The sequence below is a fragment of the Clostridium zeae genome (assembly GCF_017312485.1).
Classification (GTDB): domain Bacteria; phylum Bacillota; class Clostridia; order Clostridiales; family Clostridiaceae; genus Clostridium_AR; species Clostridium_AR zeae.
The window spans coordinates 1,413,025-1,433,908 of sequence record NZ_BMBA01000001.1; the positions used below are offsets into that span (position 1 = coordinate 1,413,025).

Genomic DNA, 20,884 nt, shown 5'->3' on the forward strand with positions numbered 1-20,884 from the left:
ATTTTATTCCGACTCCACAAAATCTAAGGTTAATCTACTTTCATGTATCAGATCCGTGAGTTTTTTATGCCACTGAATATCTCTCCACATTCCTTTAAATTGCGGTCCGCAGAAGTTACTAGTAGCAATTGCAATCCATCTTCCAGTACTTATTGCCTCTTTAACTCCAAATTCACAGAGCTCTTTCACCCAATCCCAATTAAGAAGAGGCCAATCCTTATAATCTACCACTCCCCAGCATTCAGTAGTTATAATTGGTTCTCCTGTCTTTATAGACCATTGTGCCACATTCTCTATGTTCTTTGCCAAACAGTTCTTCCAATAGGATGGATTTTCTCTATACGTCTTCTCACCATACTTCGCAAGGTTATCATATCCAATAGAATCAAATCTTTCATAGTTATAACCTACAACTTCATAAAAATCACTTGATTGAGCCATCCAAATGTGCGGTTCTATTAAATCCATATAAGATACATCTTCTTCGCTGTTGGTATATGGTATTACAAACGAATAACATAAAGGAATATCAGTATAGTATTGCCTTAAATATTTTATAGATTCCTTCATCCAATTACTAATTTCCTCGGAATCTCTAACAAATTGATCTTTTCCATATACACCTTCTAAAAATGGCGCCCAGCAAGTTAGTGGAAATTCATTGCATAAATCTACATATAATATATTATCTATAAGCCCCCATTCTTTTATATAATCTAAAGTAATCTTCCACACTTGTCCATGATCTTCTGGAGTTCTTATGTTCATAGCTGTTTTACATTCATCTTCTCTAAACCAGGTAGATAAGGCTACTTTTATCTCATATTTCTTACATTTTTCTAGAAATTCCTTGAGATTATTATACACTGTTACCTTATTTACAGATTGACTCCCCCAGGTCTGCAAATTCCAAAACGGTATCAAAGTCCACTCTTTAAATGCATCAGTAGCTAGGAGATGCGGATATGCATCAATTCTCACCACATCATATCCTCTCTCTTTTAATTCTTCAAGAATCTTGTCCCAATCCTCGTATCCCGCACCAGGCCATCGTCTTTCAAGCCATGAAAAATCCCACATAGTTATTGCTAATGGTCGATCTAAATTTAGTCTCCCCATAATTTCTCTCCTCTCTATTACAATAATTCCATATACAAATTAAATTAAAAACGTTTATATATACTATCAACTTTCTAACTCAAGCTTTTAGCTGAATTGTATTAAAAATCAGAATACTAATTTCAATATTTTATATTATTTCACAATTTTTCCAATTTGAATTTAACACATTTAAGTACAAGAATCAATAAATATAATCCAAGAACTTTTTACAACTAATTAGAGAGTTCTTCAGTTTATATTTTTTTGTAAGTATCCTTCAATAATAACGCATCTTTTTCAACCATTGGTCCTTCTAAAATAACACAGCCCTTAATCTTAAAATCTTTTAAAGCTTTTAGGCATTCTAGATAATTAAAATCGCTTTCTAATAAAGGAAGATGATGCTTCTCACCTTTTTCATTATAATTTATTCCTCCCATGTGAATATGCATATCATCTAAAGCAGGACGACCAAGCTGCTCACCAATATATTGAAGTATTTTTGCAAAATCATTATAACCTTTTAAACACCCATTTCCTCTTGCATGAATATGAGAAAAATCTATACATAGTTTACATGTGTTAACTTCCTTGCAAATAGAAACTAATTCCTCAAGTGTACCAAACTGAGTTCCTTTCCCTGTTGTCTCAAGTCTATAATCTACTCCATTTTCATTAAGCCTTTGCAAATTTTCTTTTATCATTTTGTATGCTTCCTCTTTTGAATCTTTCAAATAAAATCCTGGATGAAATACTAGGCTTCTCCCCTTAACCTTTGCCAATCCTTCAGCAGCTTTTATAATTCTTTCTATCGACTGATCTTGTTTTTCAGTTTCATACGCATTTAGATTGATATAATGCGATCCATGAGCTGATAGATAAATATTGTTATCCATCTTAGCTTTCAAGATCGCCTCCTTATTTTTGTCTGTTACATTAACGTTTCTCACAAAAAGAAGCTCCATTGCATCTAACCCTATGGACTTTATATACTTTATTCCCGAAGCATAGTTAATATTTTTTATTCCACTCCAAATTGGTAACCCTGAAATTCCAAATAATAATTCATCCATTTAATTTATCCTCACAGTATTTTCAAATACTAATTACCAAATTATTTGGTTCATTTTATTATTTCCTATTATAACGAATTAAATCTTAATTTAGATTAGTAAAAAACAGAAGAAAATTCGTAATGCTATATGTCATTATTGACATATAGTTAATATTAATATACTATATAAATTATTGATTAACATATGTCATTTTTGACATATAGAAATTAGTTTTAAATAAATTAATGCACATATGAAGTGCTACTATACTAAGGAGACTAAGTTTATGAATAAATTGTCTTATGGGCTTCTCAGCCTATTATCTACAGAACCAATGACAGGTTATGATTTGACCACAAAAATAAATAGATTTTGGCGCTCTACTCACAGTGCCATATATCCTTTACTTTCTGAACTAGAAGAAAAAGAACTAATAGCTTTAACTTTAGTAAATCAAAACGGAAAGCCTGATAAAAAGATATACAACTTAACAACGCAAGGGAAATCAGTTTTGCAGGATTGGTTCCTATCCGATACAGATGAAGCAGTTGTTAGAGATGAGATGACTTTAAAATTATATTGCATTAAATGTATGGATACTGATGCAGGAGAAAAGCTTCTTGATGAACTTGAAATAAAATACAAGAAAAAAATTGATCATTATAAAGGTTCAATAGAGAAACTTAAACTTATGTCAAGTGACACTTTAAAGAACACCTCTTCATCATTATTTGGTGGTTATATATTAACTCAAAGAGCTTTAAATGACGCTATACTGGGTTTAAAGTGGTGCCATTGGGTGAAAAAAGTATACAAACTGGAAGACTTCAGTTTTTTAGATGAAGATTTTAATTAAGAAGGGAAGACAAATTAATGGAAGCAAGAGTTTTAGAAAAACAATCCTTTAATAGAGATATTCATGGAAAAGAGTACAACAAAACACTACTCATTATTGCAATTATGGTTGGATCCTTTGTTTCAATTTTGAATCAATCAATACTATCTACTGCATTACCTCAAATAATGGGATACTTCAAAATAACAGCAAGTACAGTACAGTGGCTTACAACAGCATTTATGCTTGTTAATGCTATAATGATTCCTTTAACAGCATTACTACTTGAAAAGATTTCAACAAAAAAACTATTCATATTTTCAATGTTAATCTTTGGAGTCGGAACAATAATATGCGCTTTCTCTCCAAGCTTTGAAGTTCTTTTAATCGGAAGAGTCGTTCAAGCTATAGGGGCCGGAATAATGGCACCACTAATTAACACTGTGCTTCTTCTTATTTTTTCTCCTGAAAAAAGAGGTTCTGCAATGGGCTTATATGGCTTGGTTGTGTGCTTTGCCCCCGCAATAGGACCTACCTTAGCAGGAATTATTATCGACAGATTAAGCTGGCATTATTTATTCTACATGCTAATTCCAATAATAATTTTAGATATGATTTTCCTAACTTTCTTCATGAAAGATGTTATACCACTTAAAAGTCCTAAGATAGATTTTTTATCCATTTCTCTATCCACCCTAGGTTTCGGAGCAATGTTATATGGTTTTAGTAATGCTGGAAACAACGGTTGGACTGATGCTACTGTTATTGTTAGCATAATTTCTGGTGCAATTATTAGTGCTTTATTTATATGGAGACAACTTGCAATGAAGAACCCAATGCTTGAAATGCGCGTATTCAAATCTAAGATATTTACCCTAACTACTATAATAGGAAGTATTTTAAATATAGCATCTGTTGGATCAAGCATTATATTACCAATTTTCCTTCAAACTATACTAGGTAAATCAGCTTTTACAAGCGGATTAGTACTTTTGCCAGGTGCATTATTAATGGCAGTAATGATGCTAGTATCCGGACGTCTATTTGATAAGATTGGTGCAAAAAAATTAGCCATACCAGGTATTATACTTTTGATTATTGCCTCTATACCTTTTGCAAATTTGCATCAAGATGTATCTACTACTTATATTACTGTATTATACTCAATTAGATATGTTGGAATCGCACTTGTTATAATGCCAATGCAGACTGCAGGAATGAATGATTTGTCTAACAAACTACTTCCACATGCCACTGCAGTTGTTAATATGTCTAAACAAGTGGCAGGTTCAATTGGATCTGCAATTTTGATAACTGTAATGTCTAATGTGGCTAAATCCAATGCCCCTGACAAAGCACTTATGAAGACAAATGCATTACTTTATAAATCAGAAATCTTGAACGCCACAATTAAAGGCATCAATACTACTTTTTTGTTCGTTATAGCTTTAACTGTAATTTCTTTAGTCTTATCTTTCTTTTTAAATGATAAGAAGAAAAATAAAGCACTTATAAATAATAATAATTTGGATCAAGAAATGGCCGTTTAATTTATAACTAAGTATTTGATTCAAAACATGTTAAAGCAAAATCAACCTTTAATGGTAAAAATAAACCTTAATGTTTATTTTTCCATATAAATTGATATAATTAAAGTAATTACATGCTAAACAAAAAATTTTAAGGAGCTAAAAAATGAATCTTAGTGCTTTTAATTACGGAGCTAATGCTATTAGCTTTATAAAAAACGAAAAGAAATATGGTATGATATGCGCGTGGTCAATGCAGGCTGATTACGATAAAGTTCTAATGCTACTAGGTACTCAAAGTGTAACCGGAAAGAATATTAGTAAAGGCGATATCATAGGAGTTAGTGCATTGAATGAAAATCAACAGGATGTAGTTGATGCACTCGGCAACAGCCATTCAGATGATACAGATAAATTTACAGATATCAAATATACAGTTAATGATTCTGCCATATTAATTGATGACGCAACCAATTGTATGCTTGTAGAAGTTCTGGATGTATTGCATCTTGAAGGAATTGAACAAGATAATTTAATCTATGGTCTTGTAAAATCCTTTGAAAGCAATGATAGCAAAAAATATACTTTATAACAATAATACCAAAGGGTTCCATTACGAAAACTTAAGTTATACATGTTTGATAATCGCGGCTTCTGGGAATTATCAGGCATGCATAACTTAATAGTTGAAGTTGGAACCCTATATCTGAAAACATAGTATTTTAACCGCACACTAAAATTATAAAAGTGTGCGGTTTTTTATTTAGTAGTATCATATTCTTAATTCTTTAATAAAATAATATTGAATCAAATTATTAGAGGAGATCTTAATATGCTTTCTAGAGGTGATTTTATAAGACAATCACTAGAATTACATCTCTTTTTCGCACGTATCATGAAAGAGCATTCATTCTTTTTACAAATAGGCTTCACTCCAAAAGATTCAGATTATATGACACATGCAGATAACTTTCGTATGGAATTTGACAGACTTTTAGCAGAAGCCATTTCATTGTCTAACGGTATTGTTAGCTCTGAGGTATTATGTTCTGGAGAAGTAATAACGCCTTTCACATCGAAGGCTGAAGCAGCTTCAGCATATTTCACTGGAGTAAATATCCCTGTTAACTTAACTGAAGCAGAAGGCAATTTAGTTGGAGGTACTTTCAAAATTGATAGTGCTGTTCTTGAGCAAAGAGTATTTTCCCTTAATCACAGAATTATGTCCTTGGTAAATTCCCTAATAAAATTTAAAACCCTGCTACTATCAAATGTTTTATCTTGCAAAATGTTCACAGTTAATTATCCTTTACTTATAGATCATATTTTAAGAGAAGCTAAATTTTATTCTAATATTATTCTGAGCTTACAGAATAGAGAAGAAGTTGACTTACAAAAAGAAACTTATACTCAAGAAATCTTTTGGAACCGAATTATGGCAGAACATTCCAAATTTATTCGTGGACTTCTTGATCCAACAGAAAATGAACTTATTAAGACAGCTGATAACTTTGGAAATGAATTTGATCAATTGACAAAAGAAGCAAAAGAAGCTATGCAACAAACAATACCAAGCTCCCAAGTTACAGAAGACAGTCTTAATGCAACTATAGAAATTAGTAAGTTTAAAGCACAAGGAACTCAAGGCTTATTAGAATGCAAGATCAAATCTATTATAATACCACTTTTAGCAGATCATACATTGCGTGAAGCAAATCATTATCTACGTCTATTAAAAATATTCAGTAAATCTGAATAAGCTCCATTATATTCAGTATTTTTCCAAAGCAGCCTTAACTAAGATAATCATGATGAACAACTCTAATCCTAAAAATATAAGTTTAATTGTAGAGTTGTTCATCTAAAGAGCATCGGATGTATAACCACTTTATTTCAACACGGTGCTTTAACATCGCTAAACATATTTATAAAAATTCAAGTTCACTAAAAGCTTTTATAAATTCTTTTATTCCGTAATTCTCAAAATCCACTTCAATCATCATATCATCTTCTTTAAGAACTTTTCCTGTTCCATATTTTTTATGACGAACCAGTTTTATGGATACTTCCGCTACTATTTCATTATCTATTTCAACTGCCACCTCAATTTCTGGTTCAGTTGCGATATTTACTTCTCCAACCACTACTTTTGTTGTTACTGTTTCTTCCTTGTATTCATTTCTTGCTTCTTGAATCTGCTTTTTTAGCTCTTGTAAATTAACATTAGAGCTTTTAACCTCATCACTCTCTATGAGCTTGGTTGGTATCATGTGAATATATCTACTTTCCCCCGAGGCTACCCTTTGATAATCAGGATTTGTATAATAGGAAAGCTCTAGATAATCCTTTGCTCTCGTCATACCAACAAAAAATAGCCTCATCTCCTCTTCTTCTTCCATATCTCTTGTATTCAATGGAATCAATCCGTAATTTACACCTGTAATAAATACATGCGAAAACTCTAACCCCTTAGAAGCATGTAAGGTCATAAGCTTAATTGAATCTGTATCACTACTTATATCCTTCTTCAGTATATTAACACCATATAAGGCAGAAGAGTTTACAAAATCCCTAAGCCCATCAAGAAATTTCATTTGCTTTTCTTTCACGTATTCCATAATAATATCAAGCAAAGTACAAATAGATTCTTTATCCTCTTTGTAAGTAGCGGAAGTTGGTCTTATATATTTATCTAATTCAAAATAGTCATATATTTCTTTAGCTTTGGTTATTTCAGAACATTCCTTAAGAAACTGATACATTTTCATATATAGCTCTGATTTTTCTATGTTTTGCTCTCTCACTATCTTTCTCGCAACAGCTTCCTTTATTCGTTCACCATAATCTTTATTACTAAGAACATGCACTACAGATGAAAAATCATTTGGATTCATAGAAAACCGTAAGAGTTTAATCATCCAATTAAGCACAGGAATATCACGTATATTTTTCTTCATAGATACTTCATAAGGAATTTCATTTTTCAAAAACACATCTTCAAAAACCTGAGATTGATTCTGCAACCGATAAAAAATCGCAATATCACTATACCTTACACCTGATTTATGTATTTCCTTAATTTTATCAACAAGATAACAAGCTTCATTAAATGGATTATACTGCTTTTTCACTATAATCTTACTTCCAGGTTCACGCATTCCTTTTAATTCACTTCCGTCTAGTAAAAAACACCTAGCTGCTTCTAAAATAGAACTACTGGAGCGGTAATTAATTGGAAGAGACAGTTCCTTAGCTTTATATTTATGTTTTAATGTATAAAATACATTTAATGTACTTCCTCGCCAGCTATAAATAACCTGATTAGGGTCACCAACTGCAAATAATTTAGCATCCGAACTTTTTAATCTATCAATAAACTCAAGCTGCTGTTTGTCACTGTCTTGAACCTCATCAATAATAATCCACTTTGGAGATACTATGTTATCCTCCAATAAAAGATTTACATTTTCCAATATATCTGAAAAGGACATTTTATTTTGTTTTATTTTCCCTTCTCTTAGCAGCTGAACTAACTTAAATATATCATCATTATACTTAGAAACCTTTTCCTCTTCTCTCTCTACAGCACTTGCCTGTTCCAGTCGTTTTTTCAGCCTATTTTTATACTTAATTGTCAGTTTTTCTTCATGTATGATTTCCATGGCAATATCTAACTCTTCTTCAGGCTCTATTACTAAAAAATCCTTTGTATATCCTTTTTTCTCCACAGATAATCTATCTTTAAGCAAATGAAGTGCAACACTATGAAAAGTTCCAAACCCCTTTAATTCTTCTAATTGTATACTGCGATCTAAAGCAAGTAATCTTTCTTTGATTTCATTAGCCGCTTTATTAGTAAAGGTCAATACAATCATATCTTTATAACTGATGTTTTTGGCATAGTGAAGATATACAATCTTTGAAATTAGCACTGTTGTTTTACCACTACCTACGTTTGCATTTACAACACATGCATCACTTTCATCTAAAACCGCTTCTTTTTGATATTCATTTAATCTCTCAATTTCTTTTTGGTAATGCATGTAGTCCTCCTATTCCACAAGATCTTCATATCTTCTTTGTAATTTATTTTTTATATTGCTTCTATCATCAGCGGTGTCTTCAAGTCTTACTTTTAATTGGAGTCCTGACGGAGCATCTGTGTGAAAAGATATAATATTTATTATACTTTTCCTATTAGTTTCTTCCATTGCCCATTCTTTATAAAAAGCATTCTGCAAAACTAAAGTTAAAGTGCGATTATCTATCTCTACCTCAGTAATTGTACTTAAAAACTTTGCAAATGAATCTCCATTTCCCTGCATATATTCACAGAATTCTTGCCATTTTTCTCCAAGCTCATTAAATCTAAATTGTTTATTAATAAATGTTGATGGAGCGTATTCAATAAGCTTAGTGCCCTTTGGAGCTTCAATTTCCTCTAATAAATTCTTTAACCCCCATAGAACCATGGCTTTATCCAATTTATAATCACCTATGCATGCAGCACAACCACCTTCACAGACACATCCACCTACCAGTTTAATTGCAGCTTCTATAATCTGTGTAGTTAAATCAAATACTTTTTCCGCATACCCGAGGCCCCCTATATATTTATCATAAACAAACATATATACTTCTTCATTAAAATTTCCACTTATTTCTGTTGCGTTATTTGACATTACAACTCCCATGTCTTCCTGTTCTGTCATAGTAGACATCATTGCTGCATTTTTAATAGCGTAGCACAAACCTTCAAAATGATTGTTTCTTATGATCATGCCATTTTGACTCTCCTGAAGCAATCTTCTATATACCGTAACCACATTGTCCGGAATCCTTATCCAAGTACTTTCAGTATCAAAATCTTTAGATAATGGTTTTTCTAAATGCTCAAAACCTAAATTTTGATGATTGTGGAACTGCAATTTTTTATACATATACACAACTTCATTAACATTTACATCACCAAAAGTAATCTTAACACGGTTATAATCTGTATCTTTACTGCCTTGAATAATCCTGATATCTGTATTAGCTCCTGGCATTGTATAATAGTTTCCGTTAAAAGGTATGCAGAATGCAGTTTTACTTTCCAAATCAAGCTTGATAACCTGATACTGAATTCCATCATGCATGTAAATCGCCCCATTATGAATCTCACGGAAGGCCTGCATTTCATCCATTTCAGTAATTTCTTTATTATTCTCTTTATTAATGAGTTTGTATCGAAACTTATCAATGTTTCTTAAACTAAAATCTCCTGCTGGAAAGGAATTACCGTTCCATGCAAACTTTCCACTCTGATTTGTCAACTCCTTTGCTCTTATTAAAACAGGAATTGTTTCTCCAAGATCAGGGAAAATCGAGATATCATCCAAAGTTAATGGTATTTCAGCTGCTGCAGCACGTATGTGTGCTAATTCAATCAGAAGATTATTTTTATCAATTACTGCATTTTCACTTCCACTTTCAAAAAGCCAATCTGGATTAATTGCTATATACTGATCAAAAGGCAGACTATCAAGAATTAAATAATTGGAGCTTTCTTTTCCACTTCTACCTGCTCTTCCTGTCTGCTGCCAAAAAGATGCTCTTGTTCCTGGATATCCAACAAGCACTGTGGTATCAATCTTACCAATATCTATACCTAATTCTAAGGCGTTGGTAGAGATTAATCCTCGTAAAACTCCAGTGATCATTTTGTTTTCAATTTCTTTACGCTCTAATGGGGTATAACCACCCCTATATCCTGATATCTTATCTGCTAAGGATGCTCCAAAAAAGTTCTCCACTTCTAATTTATCTCTTGATTCCTTTAATACGACTTCCACGTTTCTTCTTGACTTTGCAAAAGCAATAAAACTGTTATCAGCTTCTACTAAATCAGGTATTAAATCAGCAGCAACTGTTGTTGTTTGAACCTGCCCATAATATTTTTTATCCTTACCCATAATCTTAGGAGGTTGTACAAGCATGAACCTCCTTTTTGCAGCTGGCGAACCATCCTTGTCTACTCTAATAAATTTTTGTCCGCAGATTTCTTCTGCCAGTTCAACAGGATTAGCTATGGTTGCCGAACTACATAGATATTGCGGTGATGAATTATAATATCTGCATACTCTTCCTAGTCTTCTAAAAACATTTCCTAGGTGCGAACCAAAAGCACCTCTATAGGTATGTAGTTCATCAATTACCACATACTTAAGATTAGAAAATATAAAATCGAATCCAAACTTACTGTGATTCGGTAAAAATGCGGCATTTATCATCTCCGGGTTTGTTAAGATAATGTTGGCATTTTTTCTGATTCTGCTTCTTTCATTTACAGTTGTATCTCCATCATAAACACCTGCTGAAATCCTATTTTCTCCGAAATATTCTAAGTAAGGTAAAATGGCACGATATTGATCACTTGCCAATGCTTTTGTAGGATATATAAAAATTGCTCTTGCAAGTGGGTTAGCTAGAATTTCCTGAATAACCGGAAGTAAAAAACTAAGAGTCTTTCCACTAGCAGTAGATGTGGTTATTACAACATTATTTCTATCCATTGCTTTTTCAAACATCTCTGCTTGATGACAATATAATTTATCAATTCCTTTTTCAGAAAGATACCCACAGAGTTCCTGTGATAAATTACTTGGAAAGTCCTCATACTTTGCATCTCTTTTTGGCATTGTCTTATTGTATATGATTAAATCATCTATCTTCATTAAAGTTGCTCCTGTTCTACTAAAGAGTTCCTATGTCGAAACTTAATTTATATTTGTTCGAAAATCCCGGCTTCTGGGGATTTTCGGACATGTATAAATTAATAGTTGAGCTAGGAACTCTATAAATTGCAAGTTTCTTCATATCGAAGTTATTCATATTAATTATAGCCCAAAGCGTGCATAATTACATCTCAGTTCATTAACATATTCTGTATAGATCCTCAATTACCATTAAAGCATTATAAATTTATTGCGCAGGCGTATTAAAGACGATTAACCAATTAATTTCAACACAGTGCTTTAACTACACCTAAATACTAAGAAGGAGTTGCATAAATTACAAATCTAAATAATAACATTAATTCAGAAAATCAAAAAAAGTCGTCTGCGGTTGGAATATTAATTAGTTTACTACTTTTTTTAATGGCAATGATCCTAACATTTTATCTTACAAAATTCCACGACATTTCTGCCGCGGGATCTTGTCCGTTAATCAAATAAATCTTCATCATTTATAACTATGATTTTTTTATTCTATAGGAATTTATATTAAAGATAAAGCCGTAGATAAATATGCGTAGACGGCTTAAATGCACCTGATCAATAAAAGTTTTAGTATTACTTTTTATATATTAACTCTCTTCTGATTTGCAACCATCACTAGCATCAAAATCAAACCTGCTGCAACGAACAGACTTCCCACTACATAATAAAACACTATGTATGGCGAGCTTGCCCCTGCTATCTGAATAACTCCCTTTAAAAAACTGCCAAAGGTCAAGGTTGCTATACCAGAATTGTATAAATTACAAGTTAATCTATAACCACTAAATCTACTAATCTTGTTTGCAAATCCATTAATTGCGAAATAGAATAAAGTTCCTCCAATCAGTGGGTATAAAAACATCCAAGTCATTGCTACCGTTAAAATACATTGTAGATGATCCACCTCCATCCAGGTTATAAGCTGTAGTGCATCCTCTTTCCTTAAACTCTTCAGCAAGTTGAAGAAGGGAAAGTCCAGCACTCTCGCTTGTACGTCCATCAGATACTATTACAATATAATGCAGCTTTGAAATCTGCCCAATGGCAGTTCTTGGGTTGCTACTCATAGATTGGCCCACTTCACTTGAACTATCCACAGTAATTTGACCATTTTCTACAAGGCCAGGTCCAAAGGACAATACCTGTCATGCTCCTTTATCACTTAAAGACTGTAAACTTACAGTATCTTCTGAAACCACTGATAAATTTCCTTCCTTATCTATAACGAGCCCTTCATTTTCACCAGCTGTAGTTCTATATGCAGTACCATTTCGCAATACGTAGCCAGTATCTCTGAAACCATAATAATCTCCATTTATTGCGAAGATAGCGTTCTTTCCTGCTGCCATTTCTGAAGTTGTAGCCTTAATATTTCTCCCATAAGTATCATTAGCTAGTGCTGTTTTTAAGTACGAAACATCTGATACCTGAATATCTGCCACATACATAGTTGTGTTATCTTTGCGAACTGTATCAATTGTAATTTTAATATTTTCATCTTGATATGAATTATCAGTAACGGTCGAATTTGATTGGGTAGCTGCTTGTGCTGATTTAGATGTTGTGCTTTGACTTACAACAGATGATGTTGTTGTAACTTTTGCCATAGATTTAGTCAACACAAAAGTCTCCATCAAAGTAAACGTAACTGCGGCTGTAAATAAAACAGAAAAAATACCAGCCCATCTATAAGGTTTTGATAAAATTTTTTTCATTTTTCAATTCATCCTTTCTTGATGTAATAAGTAATAATTTTACTCTTCATAACTTCGCATAAAATACAACTTCTTATATTACCTTGTAAATTATAATTGCCTTGTTTCTTTTAAACTCATTATTATCTAATAAGTTATTCACCTTACTGCGTTTCAAAGCACAATTACTATCATGTATAAATAATATATTTTAAAGCTTAAATGAAACTTAAATGTAATTAAATTTCATTTGATTTTTCCTTTCTGCGACTATATAATGAATCCACGGTATCTTGATAGACAAGCATCTTCAAGCACTATATTTGATGCTCTTAAAGTGAATAGATCAGTGTAAAAAACAATATAAAAATATCTTAATCAAGGATGGCGAGTATATGAATATCTCAAAAGTATGTAAATTAATAATTTTAACCGCTGGTATTTTCATTTTAGCTGGCTGCAGTAGTTCATCTATAAACCTAAAAAAAGATTATAGGATAAAACCTGGCAAGGATATAAATTTCTATATAACTACGGATTTGCATTACTTATCCAAGAGCCTTACAGACAATGGAGTAGCCTTTCAAAAATTTGTTGCTTCAGGAGATGGTAAAGAGCTTGAAGAAATAGAGCCAATAACTGAGGCATTTGTTTCAAATATTAAAGATAAAAAACCAGATATACTTATAATTAGCGGCGATCTTACCTCCAACGGAGAAAAGCAAAGCCATCTAGATTTAGCAAAAAAACTCAAAGCTATCGAGGAAAGCGGCACTTCAGTATATGTTATTCCTGGAAATCATGACATCTTAAATCCTTATGCTCGAGGCTTCAAAGGAGATAATCAGTATGTTACAGACTATATAACTGCTAAAGATTTCAGTGAAATATATTCTGATTTCGGTTATGATGAAGCAATTTCAAAGGATGATGACTCCCTAAGTTATCTTGCTACTCCAAGCAAAGACGTCTGGCTTCTCATGCTTGATACTAATAAATATAAGAGCAATATAGGTTCAGGAGCTCCTCAGTTAGGTGGTGAACTATCTTCCAAAACCTTAACCTGGATAAAGAAATGTAGTGACTTAGCTAAAGAAAAAGGAGCAAATATAATAACTGTAATGCACCACAATATCCTGGATCACAGTGAGATTGTACGTAAAGGGTTTACCATAGATAACAACGAGGTAGTTCTTAAAAACTTTAAAGAGGATAATTTGAATCTAGTTCTAAGCGGGCATATCCACATTCAGGACATCGCTTCTGATAATAAGGACAAACCTGAACTGTACGATATCGCCACAAATTCATTGGCCACATATCCTCATCAATACGGAATACTTAAGTATTCTGCTCAAGATGACAGTTATACTTATAATACTACTAAAGTAGATGTAGAAGATTGGGCAAAAAGCAACGGGATAGTAGATGAAAAACTTAATAATTTTACCAAGTATTCAGAAGACTATTTTGGTAATTTTGCTTATAATATGATTTCTAAACACTTTACTGTAACAGATAACTACTCGGATGATGAGATAAGATTAATGTCTGCAACGATGAAAACCTTAAATCTAAGATATTTTGCAGGAACTGAAAATTTGAATTCTAAGGATGTCATAAACTCCGAAGGATTTAAACTTTTGACTAATTCAGCAGAAGGTTTCTTTAAGAATTATGTTCAAAGCATATCAAGTGATAAAGATACTGATGATAATAATTTATACATTAAACTTCATAATAAGGTTTCTAAAAGCAAATAAAAAAGTTGCTTAAGCTAGAAGTGTATGTATTAGGATTTATTGCTTCCACTATTTGCTCACTTCTTTCTTTATGGGTAAAGATTGACTTTGAAGATTCTTCAGAAAAACTAGCCAACCTATCAACTAGATTTTTATCTGGTCTTGATAATCCAATAAATTTAGGGAGTGGATTATTGGATTGATCTTAGTTCATCCACTTTCTGTTGCACCTAGGTAACTCCGCTCTCTAATTACAAAAATAAAGAAAGCTTGGACCATTTATATTTAACTGCTGACCTATGGCAGCATTGTATAAATAGTAAAAGTTACTCACACTCATCATCATTGGACAATGCTCTTAACAAATTAAAAATTTTAATTCTTCCTAAAATCATATTGATTAAATGTTTTTTTAATAGTACAATAACACTATAAATTGTACGTACAAAAAACTTGTTTTGTATGAATGTTATTTTATTACAACAATACAAATCAGCGTTTCCTACTATAAGTAACTATTAGATTACTAGATTATGAGATATCTACAAAAAAGAATGCTTAATAAAGAGTAAAAACTATACTGTTAGAACGTAGTGAGTTTACAGTTTTAGCCAAAGATGCAACACTTCAATCATTAAACTATTTTCAAAACTCTGCTGGGTTCTGAGCAGAGGATTTGAAAATATAAAATCTATTATGAAGTGGTGCATCGGTGGAATATGATTTTGTCATATTAATTGTTTGCGTAAGTTCATTAAAACATTGTATGAATAGCTACTTAATTTTAAGATTTCGATTGTAATTGTACGTACATTATGTATACGATTTAAACATTTATTTAATAAATGTAACCATCAATAAGTTTTCAATAATGATTATTTAAATATTATTATTACAATATTTTAATGGAGGAATAAAAATTGAGTATTACAAAAAATGATATTAAAAATTCCATTATCAACGGAAAAACAGTACTTGGCATTGAACTTGGTTCTACTAGAATTAAAGCAGTTCTACTTGGTGAAAATAATACACCTATAGCTTCTGGTAGTCATGACTGGGAAAACAGCTATATAAACAATATATGGACATACAGCCTAGACGAAGTTTGGACAGGCATACAGGAAAGTTATCAAAACATGGCTAACAACGTAAAAGAAAAATACGGTGTGCCTCTTCAAACTATTGGTGCAATAGGTTTTAGTGCTATGATGCATGGTTACATGGTTTTCAACAAAGAAGGAGAACTTTTAGTACCTTTCCGTACATGGCGTAACACTATTACTGAAAAAGCTTCAGAAGAATTGACTAAAGTTTTCAACTACCATATTCCTCAAAGATGGAGTATCGCTCATCTTTATCAAGCCATATTAAATGGCGAAGAACATGTGTCTGATATAGATTTCCAAACAACCTTAGAAGGATATGTACATTGGAAGCTGACAGGTGAAAAGGTTATAGGTATCGGAGAAGCTTCTGGAATGTTCCCTATTGATATAGAAACTAAAAACTACAATGGAAAAATGGTTGAACAGTTCGATGAATTAATTGCTCATAAAAAATTCTCATGGAAATTTACAGATATCTTCCCAAAAGTTTTATTAGCTGGTGAAAATGCTGGTGTTCTTACTGAAGAAGGCGCAAGGCTTCTAGATGTTACTGGAAACTTAAAACCAGGCATTCCACTTTGTCCTCCAGAAGGTGACGCTGGAACAGGTATGGTTGCCACTAACAGCATCGCACAACGTACTGGTAATGTCTCAGCAGGAACTTCTGTCTTTGCAATGATTGTACTGGAGAAAGATTTAACAAAGGCATATGAGGAGATAGATTTAGTTACAACTCCTACAGGTAACCTAGTAGCTATGGTTCACTGTAACAACTGCACCTCTGATCTTAATGCCTGGGTTGGATTATTTAAAGAGTATTCTGAGGCAATGGGTATGGAAGTTAACATGGATAAGCTATTTGCAACCTTATATAACAAAGCTCTTGAAGGTGATGCAGATTGTGGCGGTTTGCTTGCTTATAACTATTTCTCAGGTGAACATATAACTAATTTTGAAGAAGGCCGTCCATTATTTGTACGTACTCCAGAAAGTAAATTTAATTTATCCAACTTCATGCGTGTACATCTATTTACTTCTTTAGGTGCACTAAAGACTGGCCTAGATATTCTTCTTAAAGAAGAAGGTGTTAAGGTTGAGGAGATGCTTGGTCACGGTGGATTGTTTAAGACTAAGGGAGTTGGACAAAAGATTATGGCTGCTGCTATTAATGCTCCTGTATCTGTAATGGAAACCGCTGGAGAAGGTGGAGCATGGGGAATTGCGGTACTTGCTGCCTATATGCTTAACAAGACTGAAAATGAGACCCTAGATGATTATTTATCACAGAAAGTATTTGCAGGAGAAGTGGTTACAAAGATGTATCCAGATGCGAAGGATGTAAAAGGCTTTGATGAGTTCATGAAGCGTTACACCAATGGACTTACTATCGAAAGAGCTGCTGTTGATAACCTTAAATAGCTTATTGATCTATTTAGCAAGTTAAGCTTGCTTTACTTCCGAATAAATGTGTAATTCACTTTAAAATCAATGGTATATTTTAATCATTAACTAAAGGCATCACAAAACTCGATTTTGTGGTGCTTTTGCTATGTAATTTAAAATCCTCAAAATACTATGCTTTGTGCAAATATTCCATTTTTTAGATATTCATTTAATTCCCCTTAAGCTCTCCGAAAGATGTCAAAACATAAATTAATTTCATAAGCTTGATTTCAAAAACATGATAGCTCATGCAACTAACACTTACTATAATGACAAGCTACTATATGTTCCAAGTCAAGGAAACATGCAAAAACTAACAAATGGAAATCAGTTTATAGGATGGGGACAGCAACCTTATTTATCTGAATCCTCATACAAAGGAAATACTGTGGACGATCCTTCATTAAATTTTTTATATGATATGCAGTTTCCTAATGAAAATATTTCTTATCGCGCTTTTAAAAATGAATGGATAGGCTTGCCCCTTTATCCCCCTACAGTTGTAGCAAAAGAGGATTCTAACTCTGTAATAGTTTTTGCTTCATGGAACGGCTCTACAGAAACTACTGCTTGGCAGGTATTAACTGGTCCATCACCTAATTGCTTATTAGTAGTAAATAATAGTACTCCTAGCACTGGATTTGAAACAGCAATTAAAGTTGATACTCCATCTAAATATATACAGGTAAATGCCTTAAACGCTTGTGGGCAAGTCATAGGCACTTCCCGTATTATTACAATATAAATTGAAACATGGATTTATCACTTACTATTCAAATTTAAATTATCGAAACTTGATTAAAGAGCTACTTAATTAGCAATTACTTTATTACTAATTAAGTAGCTCTTACATTTTAATCGTATAATAAATCACTAAACTATTTTGATACTTTCTCTTTGTGAACCACGCCAGCTGTAGCTTGATGAGTTGGCGTTACCGTCACTTCACATATTTGCACATGTGCAGGCACAGAGGCAGTATATAGTATTACGTCTGCTATATCTTCTGCTGTTAATGGTTCAATTCCTTGATAAACAGCATCTGCTTTTTCCTGATCTCCATGGAATCTTATAACACTAAAGTTTGTCTCTACCATACCAGGTTGTATATTTGTTACTTTTATAGGTGTGTCAACCACATCCATTCTCAAACCGTCACTGATAAACTTTACTGCAGCCTTTGTAGCACAGTAAACAGTTCCTCCTGGATATGCAACTATTCCAGCTGTAGATCCGATATTAATTACATGGCCTCTTCCATTTTCAATCATTATCGGAACTACTTTTCTTGTAAGATACAGAAGACCTTTGATATTAGTGTCTATCATAACATCAAAATCATCAACGCTTTCTTCATGAACCTTTTCAAGACCTTGAGCAAGACCTGCGTTATTAACCAATATATCTATATTTCTTAAGTTTTCAGGCATACTTTCAAAAACACTATCAATAGCCTTTTTATCGCGAACATCTAGCTTATATGTGTGAACCTCAGCTTTATACTCTTTCACTAATTGATTTTTTAAATTATCAAGCTTCTCTAGATCTCTTGCACAAAGAACAAGAATCGCTCCTTCTTTTGCAAATCTTATTGCCGCAGCCTCACCTATACCGCTACTAGCGCCACTTATAAAAACTATTTTGTCTTTTAACATTTCTAACACCTCTTCTTAAACTAATTTGTTCTACATTCTAATAATGCATACTCAACGAAAGTAACTGTTAAGTCTTATTCTAATAACACAGGAAAGAAATTGCAATCCAAAAAACTCCAGCTTAATAATTCCGCCATGGATAAAATGGATTATTTAAATCTTATTCTAAATAGATGTGGGCAATGATCCTGGAGAAAAGGAATATAAGATGAAAAAATATAAATTACAGTGCAAAAGCCACTAAAGTGACATTCTTTAGCGGCTTTTTGCTTATCTGTCTTCACGGATGCATATTAGGATAATATATTCAAATTTACCCTTTTAAAGGAATCTTCTAACTTTTAATATAATTTAATAATTCTTTTGCATCCTTCAATGGTCCTATTGGGCCAGCTGAAGTAGGAGTGAAAATAGCCATCTTGCTATTTTGACCATCTAACGGAAATACTATAGAGTTGTATACTAATTTACAATCAGACTTATTGTCTTTCCCATACTTCCAGTTCATAGTTATCTTACTGGTATATATAAATTCTACAACATTATTGCTTTTTTCCTGTTTTTCTATATCTTTACTGCTTATAGAAGTTTTATAAATATCATTTGCACTGGTAACTCTTGCTTTTACTAGCTTTACTATCTTATCAAACTTCTTGTTCTTTTTATCTATAACTGTTTGTTTTCCTTTATTATAATACACTATCTTATCAGGAACTTTAATTAAATCTTCTGCATCACTAGTTCCTGTGGTGGTATTTACTTTAGGTGTTGTTGGTGCATTTACTTTAGTGTCTGCTGTAGTATTTGCTTTAGAGTCAGTTGTATTATCAGCTTTAGTATCTGTTGTATTATCTACTTTCGTTTCTGCAGCCTTATTATCTTGGCTTGTACCACTATTAGAAGAAGTGCTATTTTTTGAAGTTTTTGCACTACATCCATAAACAGTAAAAGTCATCATGCAAATCAGAATAGAAATAATCGCTCTTGTTTTTATAATATTTTTATTCATTTTATTTTTCTCCTCACTTTATATACTCAAATAATACAGAAAATAAATTTCCCATATCGAAATGATTTCTGTTAAAATTTTACAAAATATTTCTCTTTAACTACAATAACAATATTTTACTATTATGTCAACTTTACAATCATTCATTTTTATATGAACTTCTTTATAAGCTTTATCTAGATAAAAATAAGACGCTCATTATGAACATCTTATTTTTTAACTCTCAATTATTAATTTTTTTATATTAGTTGAACTTACTCGTTATAATCCTCAACATCAAACTCATAGTTTTTATAATAATACTTACGATCTTCTTCTGTAATCTCACGAATAACCTTACATGGATTTCCTACAGCGATAACATTATCAGGTATATCCTTTGTTACCACACTCCCAGAACCAATAACAACATTATTGCCGATATGAACTCCAGGGTTCACAACAACACTTCCACCAAGCCAAACATTATCTCCGATTGTTATACCAACCCCATATTCATATCCAGAATTTCGTGAATCAGGATGTATTGGATGCCCTGCTGTATACAGAGAAACATTGGGTGCAAACTGTGCATTTTTACCGATTATCACCTTACCAACGTCCAATATTGTTAAATTATAATTAGCAAAAAAATTATTGCCAACTTCAATATTTTTACCATAATCGCAGTGGAACGGTTGCTCTACAACAATGTTATCACCGGTTTTTCCCAATATATCTTTAATTAATTCCTCTATTTTATCTTTCTTATCTGGACTTAATAAATTGTACTCATGTATTTTTAGTTTATTTTCCATTCTTTCTTCTGAAAGTCCATCTAACCAAGCTTTATATGGCAACCCTGCTAACATTCTTTCCTTTTGATTCATTTCTCAATTCTCCTTTTCTATAAGTAAACTATTATTTTTAGTAACATGTAATTTAACAATGAGCTCTACTTCGCATTCACAC

The 20,884-nt window shown here is 32.4% G+C and carries 17 protein-coding genes; 7 read left to right on the forward strand and 10 right to left on the reverse strand.

Going from position 1 to position 20,884, the window contains the following annotated elements; translation table 11 throughout:
* Nucleotides 1–3: 3 nt before the first annotated feature.
* Both J3477_RS06595 and J3477_RS06600 read right to left on the reverse strand, forming a co-directional pair.
* Nucleotides 4–1,119, reverse strand: coding sequence for a cellulase-like family protein (locus J3477_RS06595; RefSeq protein WP_206868874.1), 1,116 nt, complete (start codon nt 1,117–1,119; stop codon nt 4–6).
* Between the two features lie 236 nt (nt 1,120–1,355).
* Entirely contained in the window at nt 1,356–2,174 is an 819-nt protein-coding gene (locus J3477_RS06600) for a TIM barrel protein (protein ID WP_206868876.1), read from the reverse strand.
* A 268-nt stretch (nt 2,175–2,442) separates the two neighbouring features.
* Between J3477_RS06600 and J3477_RS06605 the strand changes: the two genes are divergently transcribed.
* The 4 genes from J3477_RS06605 (at nt 2,443) to J3477_RS06620 (ending at nt 6,279) form a co-directional block, all read left to right on the forward strand.
* The gene (locus J3477_RS06605; protein WP_206868878.1) at nt 2,443–3,012 is read left to right on the forward strand and encodes a PadR family transcriptional regulator; all 570 of its coding nucleotides are present in this window, start codon (nt 2,443–2,445) and stop codon (nt 3,010–3,012) included.
* 17 nt (nt 3,013–3,029) lie between these two features.
* On the forward strand, nt 3,030–4,541 hold the full coding sequence (locus tag J3477_RS06610; protein ID WP_206868880.1) for an MDR family MFS transporter: 1,512 nt from the start codon (nt 3,030–3,032) through the stop codon (nt 4,539–4,541).
* 145 nt (nt 4,542–4,686) lie between these two features.
* Nucleotides 4,687–5,112 carry a flavin reductase gene (locus J3477_RS06615; RefSeq protein WP_206868882.1) on the forward strand — a complete coding sequence of 142 codons (426 nt, stop codon included), beginning with the start codon at nt 4,687–4,689 and terminating at the stop codon, nt 5,110–5,112.
* 240 nt (nt 5,113–5,352) lie between these two features.
* Complete coding sequence (locus tag J3477_RS06620) at nt 5,353–6,279, forward strand: DUF2935 domain-containing protein (RefSeq protein ID WP_206868884.1); 927 nt, start codon at nt 5,353–5,355, stop codon at nt 6,277–6,279.
* A gap of 166 nt (nt 6,280–6,445) precedes the next feature.
* On the opposite strand, the gene J3477_RS06625 is transcribed toward J3477_RS06620, so the two are convergent.
* From J3477_RS06625 to J3477_RS26100, 5 genes are all read right to left on the reverse strand, one after another.
* A complete protein-coding gene (locus J3477_RS06625) occupies nt 6,446–8,563 on the reverse strand; it encodes an ATP-dependent helicase (protein WP_206868885.1) in 2,118 nt (705 codons plus the stop codon).
* Nucleotides 8,564–8,572: 9 nt separating this feature from the next.
* Complete coding sequence (locus tag J3477_RS06630; RefSeq protein ID WP_206868886.1) at nt 8,573–11,236, reverse strand: DEAD/DEAH box helicase; 2,664 nt, start codon at nt 11,234–11,236, stop codon at nt 8,573–8,575.
* A 625-nt stretch (nt 11,237–11,861) separates the two neighbouring features.
* Complete coding sequence (locus tag J3477_RS06635; protein WP_206868887.1) at nt 11,862–12,143, reverse strand: hypothetical protein; 282 nt, start codon at nt 12,141–12,143, stop codon at nt 11,862–11,864.
* A complete protein-coding gene (locus J3477_RS26095) occupies nt 12,094–12,420 on the reverse strand; it encodes a phosphodiester glycosidase family protein (RefSeq protein ID WP_228731225.1) in 327 nt (108 codons plus the stop codon). Before J3477_RS26095 ends, J3477_RS06635 begins: the two co-directional genes overlap by 50 nt.
* Before the next feature lie 6 nt (nt 12,421–12,426).
* Nucleotides 12,427–12,996 carry a hypothetical protein gene (locus J3477_RS26100; protein WP_228731226.1) on the reverse strand — a complete coding sequence of 190 codons (570 nt, stop codon included), beginning with the start codon at nt 12,994–12,996 and terminating at the stop codon, nt 12,427–12,429.
* Between the two features lie 374 nt (nt 12,997–13,370).
* Between J3477_RS26100 and J3477_RS06645 the strand changes: the two genes are divergently transcribed.
* The 3 genes from J3477_RS06645 (at nt 13,371) to J3477_RS06655 (ending at nt 18,014) form a co-directional block, all read left to right on the forward strand.
* The gene (locus J3477_RS06645) at nt 13,371–14,738 is read left to right on the forward strand and encodes a metallophosphoesterase (RefSeq protein WP_206868888.1); all 1,368 of its coding nucleotides are present in this window, start codon (nt 13,371–13,373) and stop codon (nt 14,736–14,738) included.
* A gap of 899 nt (nt 14,739–15,637) precedes the next feature.
* Nucleotides 15,638–17,245 (forward strand): xylulokinase, encoded by a 1,608-nt coding sequence (locus tag J3477_RS06650; protein WP_206868889.1) that lies wholly within the window; start codon nt 15,638–15,640, stop codon nt 17,243–17,245.
* A gap of 262 nt (nt 17,246–17,507) precedes the next feature.
* Entirely contained in the window at nt 17,508–18,014 is a 507-nt protein-coding gene (locus tag J3477_RS06655) for a hypothetical protein (protein WP_206868890.1), read from the forward strand.
* Nucleotides 18,015–18,147: 133 nt separating this feature from the next.
* Here the strand turns inward: J3477_RS06655 and J3477_RS06660 are convergent, their stop codons facing one another.
* From J3477_RS06660 to J3477_RS06670, 3 genes are all read right to left on the reverse strand, one after another.
* Entirely contained in the window at nt 18,148–18,924 is a 777-nt protein-coding gene (locus J3477_RS06660; RefSeq protein ID WP_206868891.1) for an SDR family NAD(P)-dependent oxidoreductase, read from the reverse strand.
* 334 nt (nt 18,925–19,258) lie between these two features.
* Complete coding sequence (locus tag J3477_RS06665) at nt 19,259–19,933, reverse strand: hypothetical protein (protein ID WP_206868893.1); 675 nt, start codon at nt 19,931–19,933, stop codon at nt 19,259–19,261.
* 254 nt (nt 19,934–20,187) lie between these two features.
* Nucleotides 20,188–20,802 carry a sugar O-acetyltransferase gene (locus J3477_RS06670; protein ID WP_206868894.1) on the reverse strand — a complete coding sequence of 205 codons (615 nt, stop codon included), beginning with the start codon at nt 20,800–20,802 and terminating at the stop codon, nt 20,188–20,190.
* Nucleotides 20,803–20,884 lie beyond the last annotated feature (82 nt).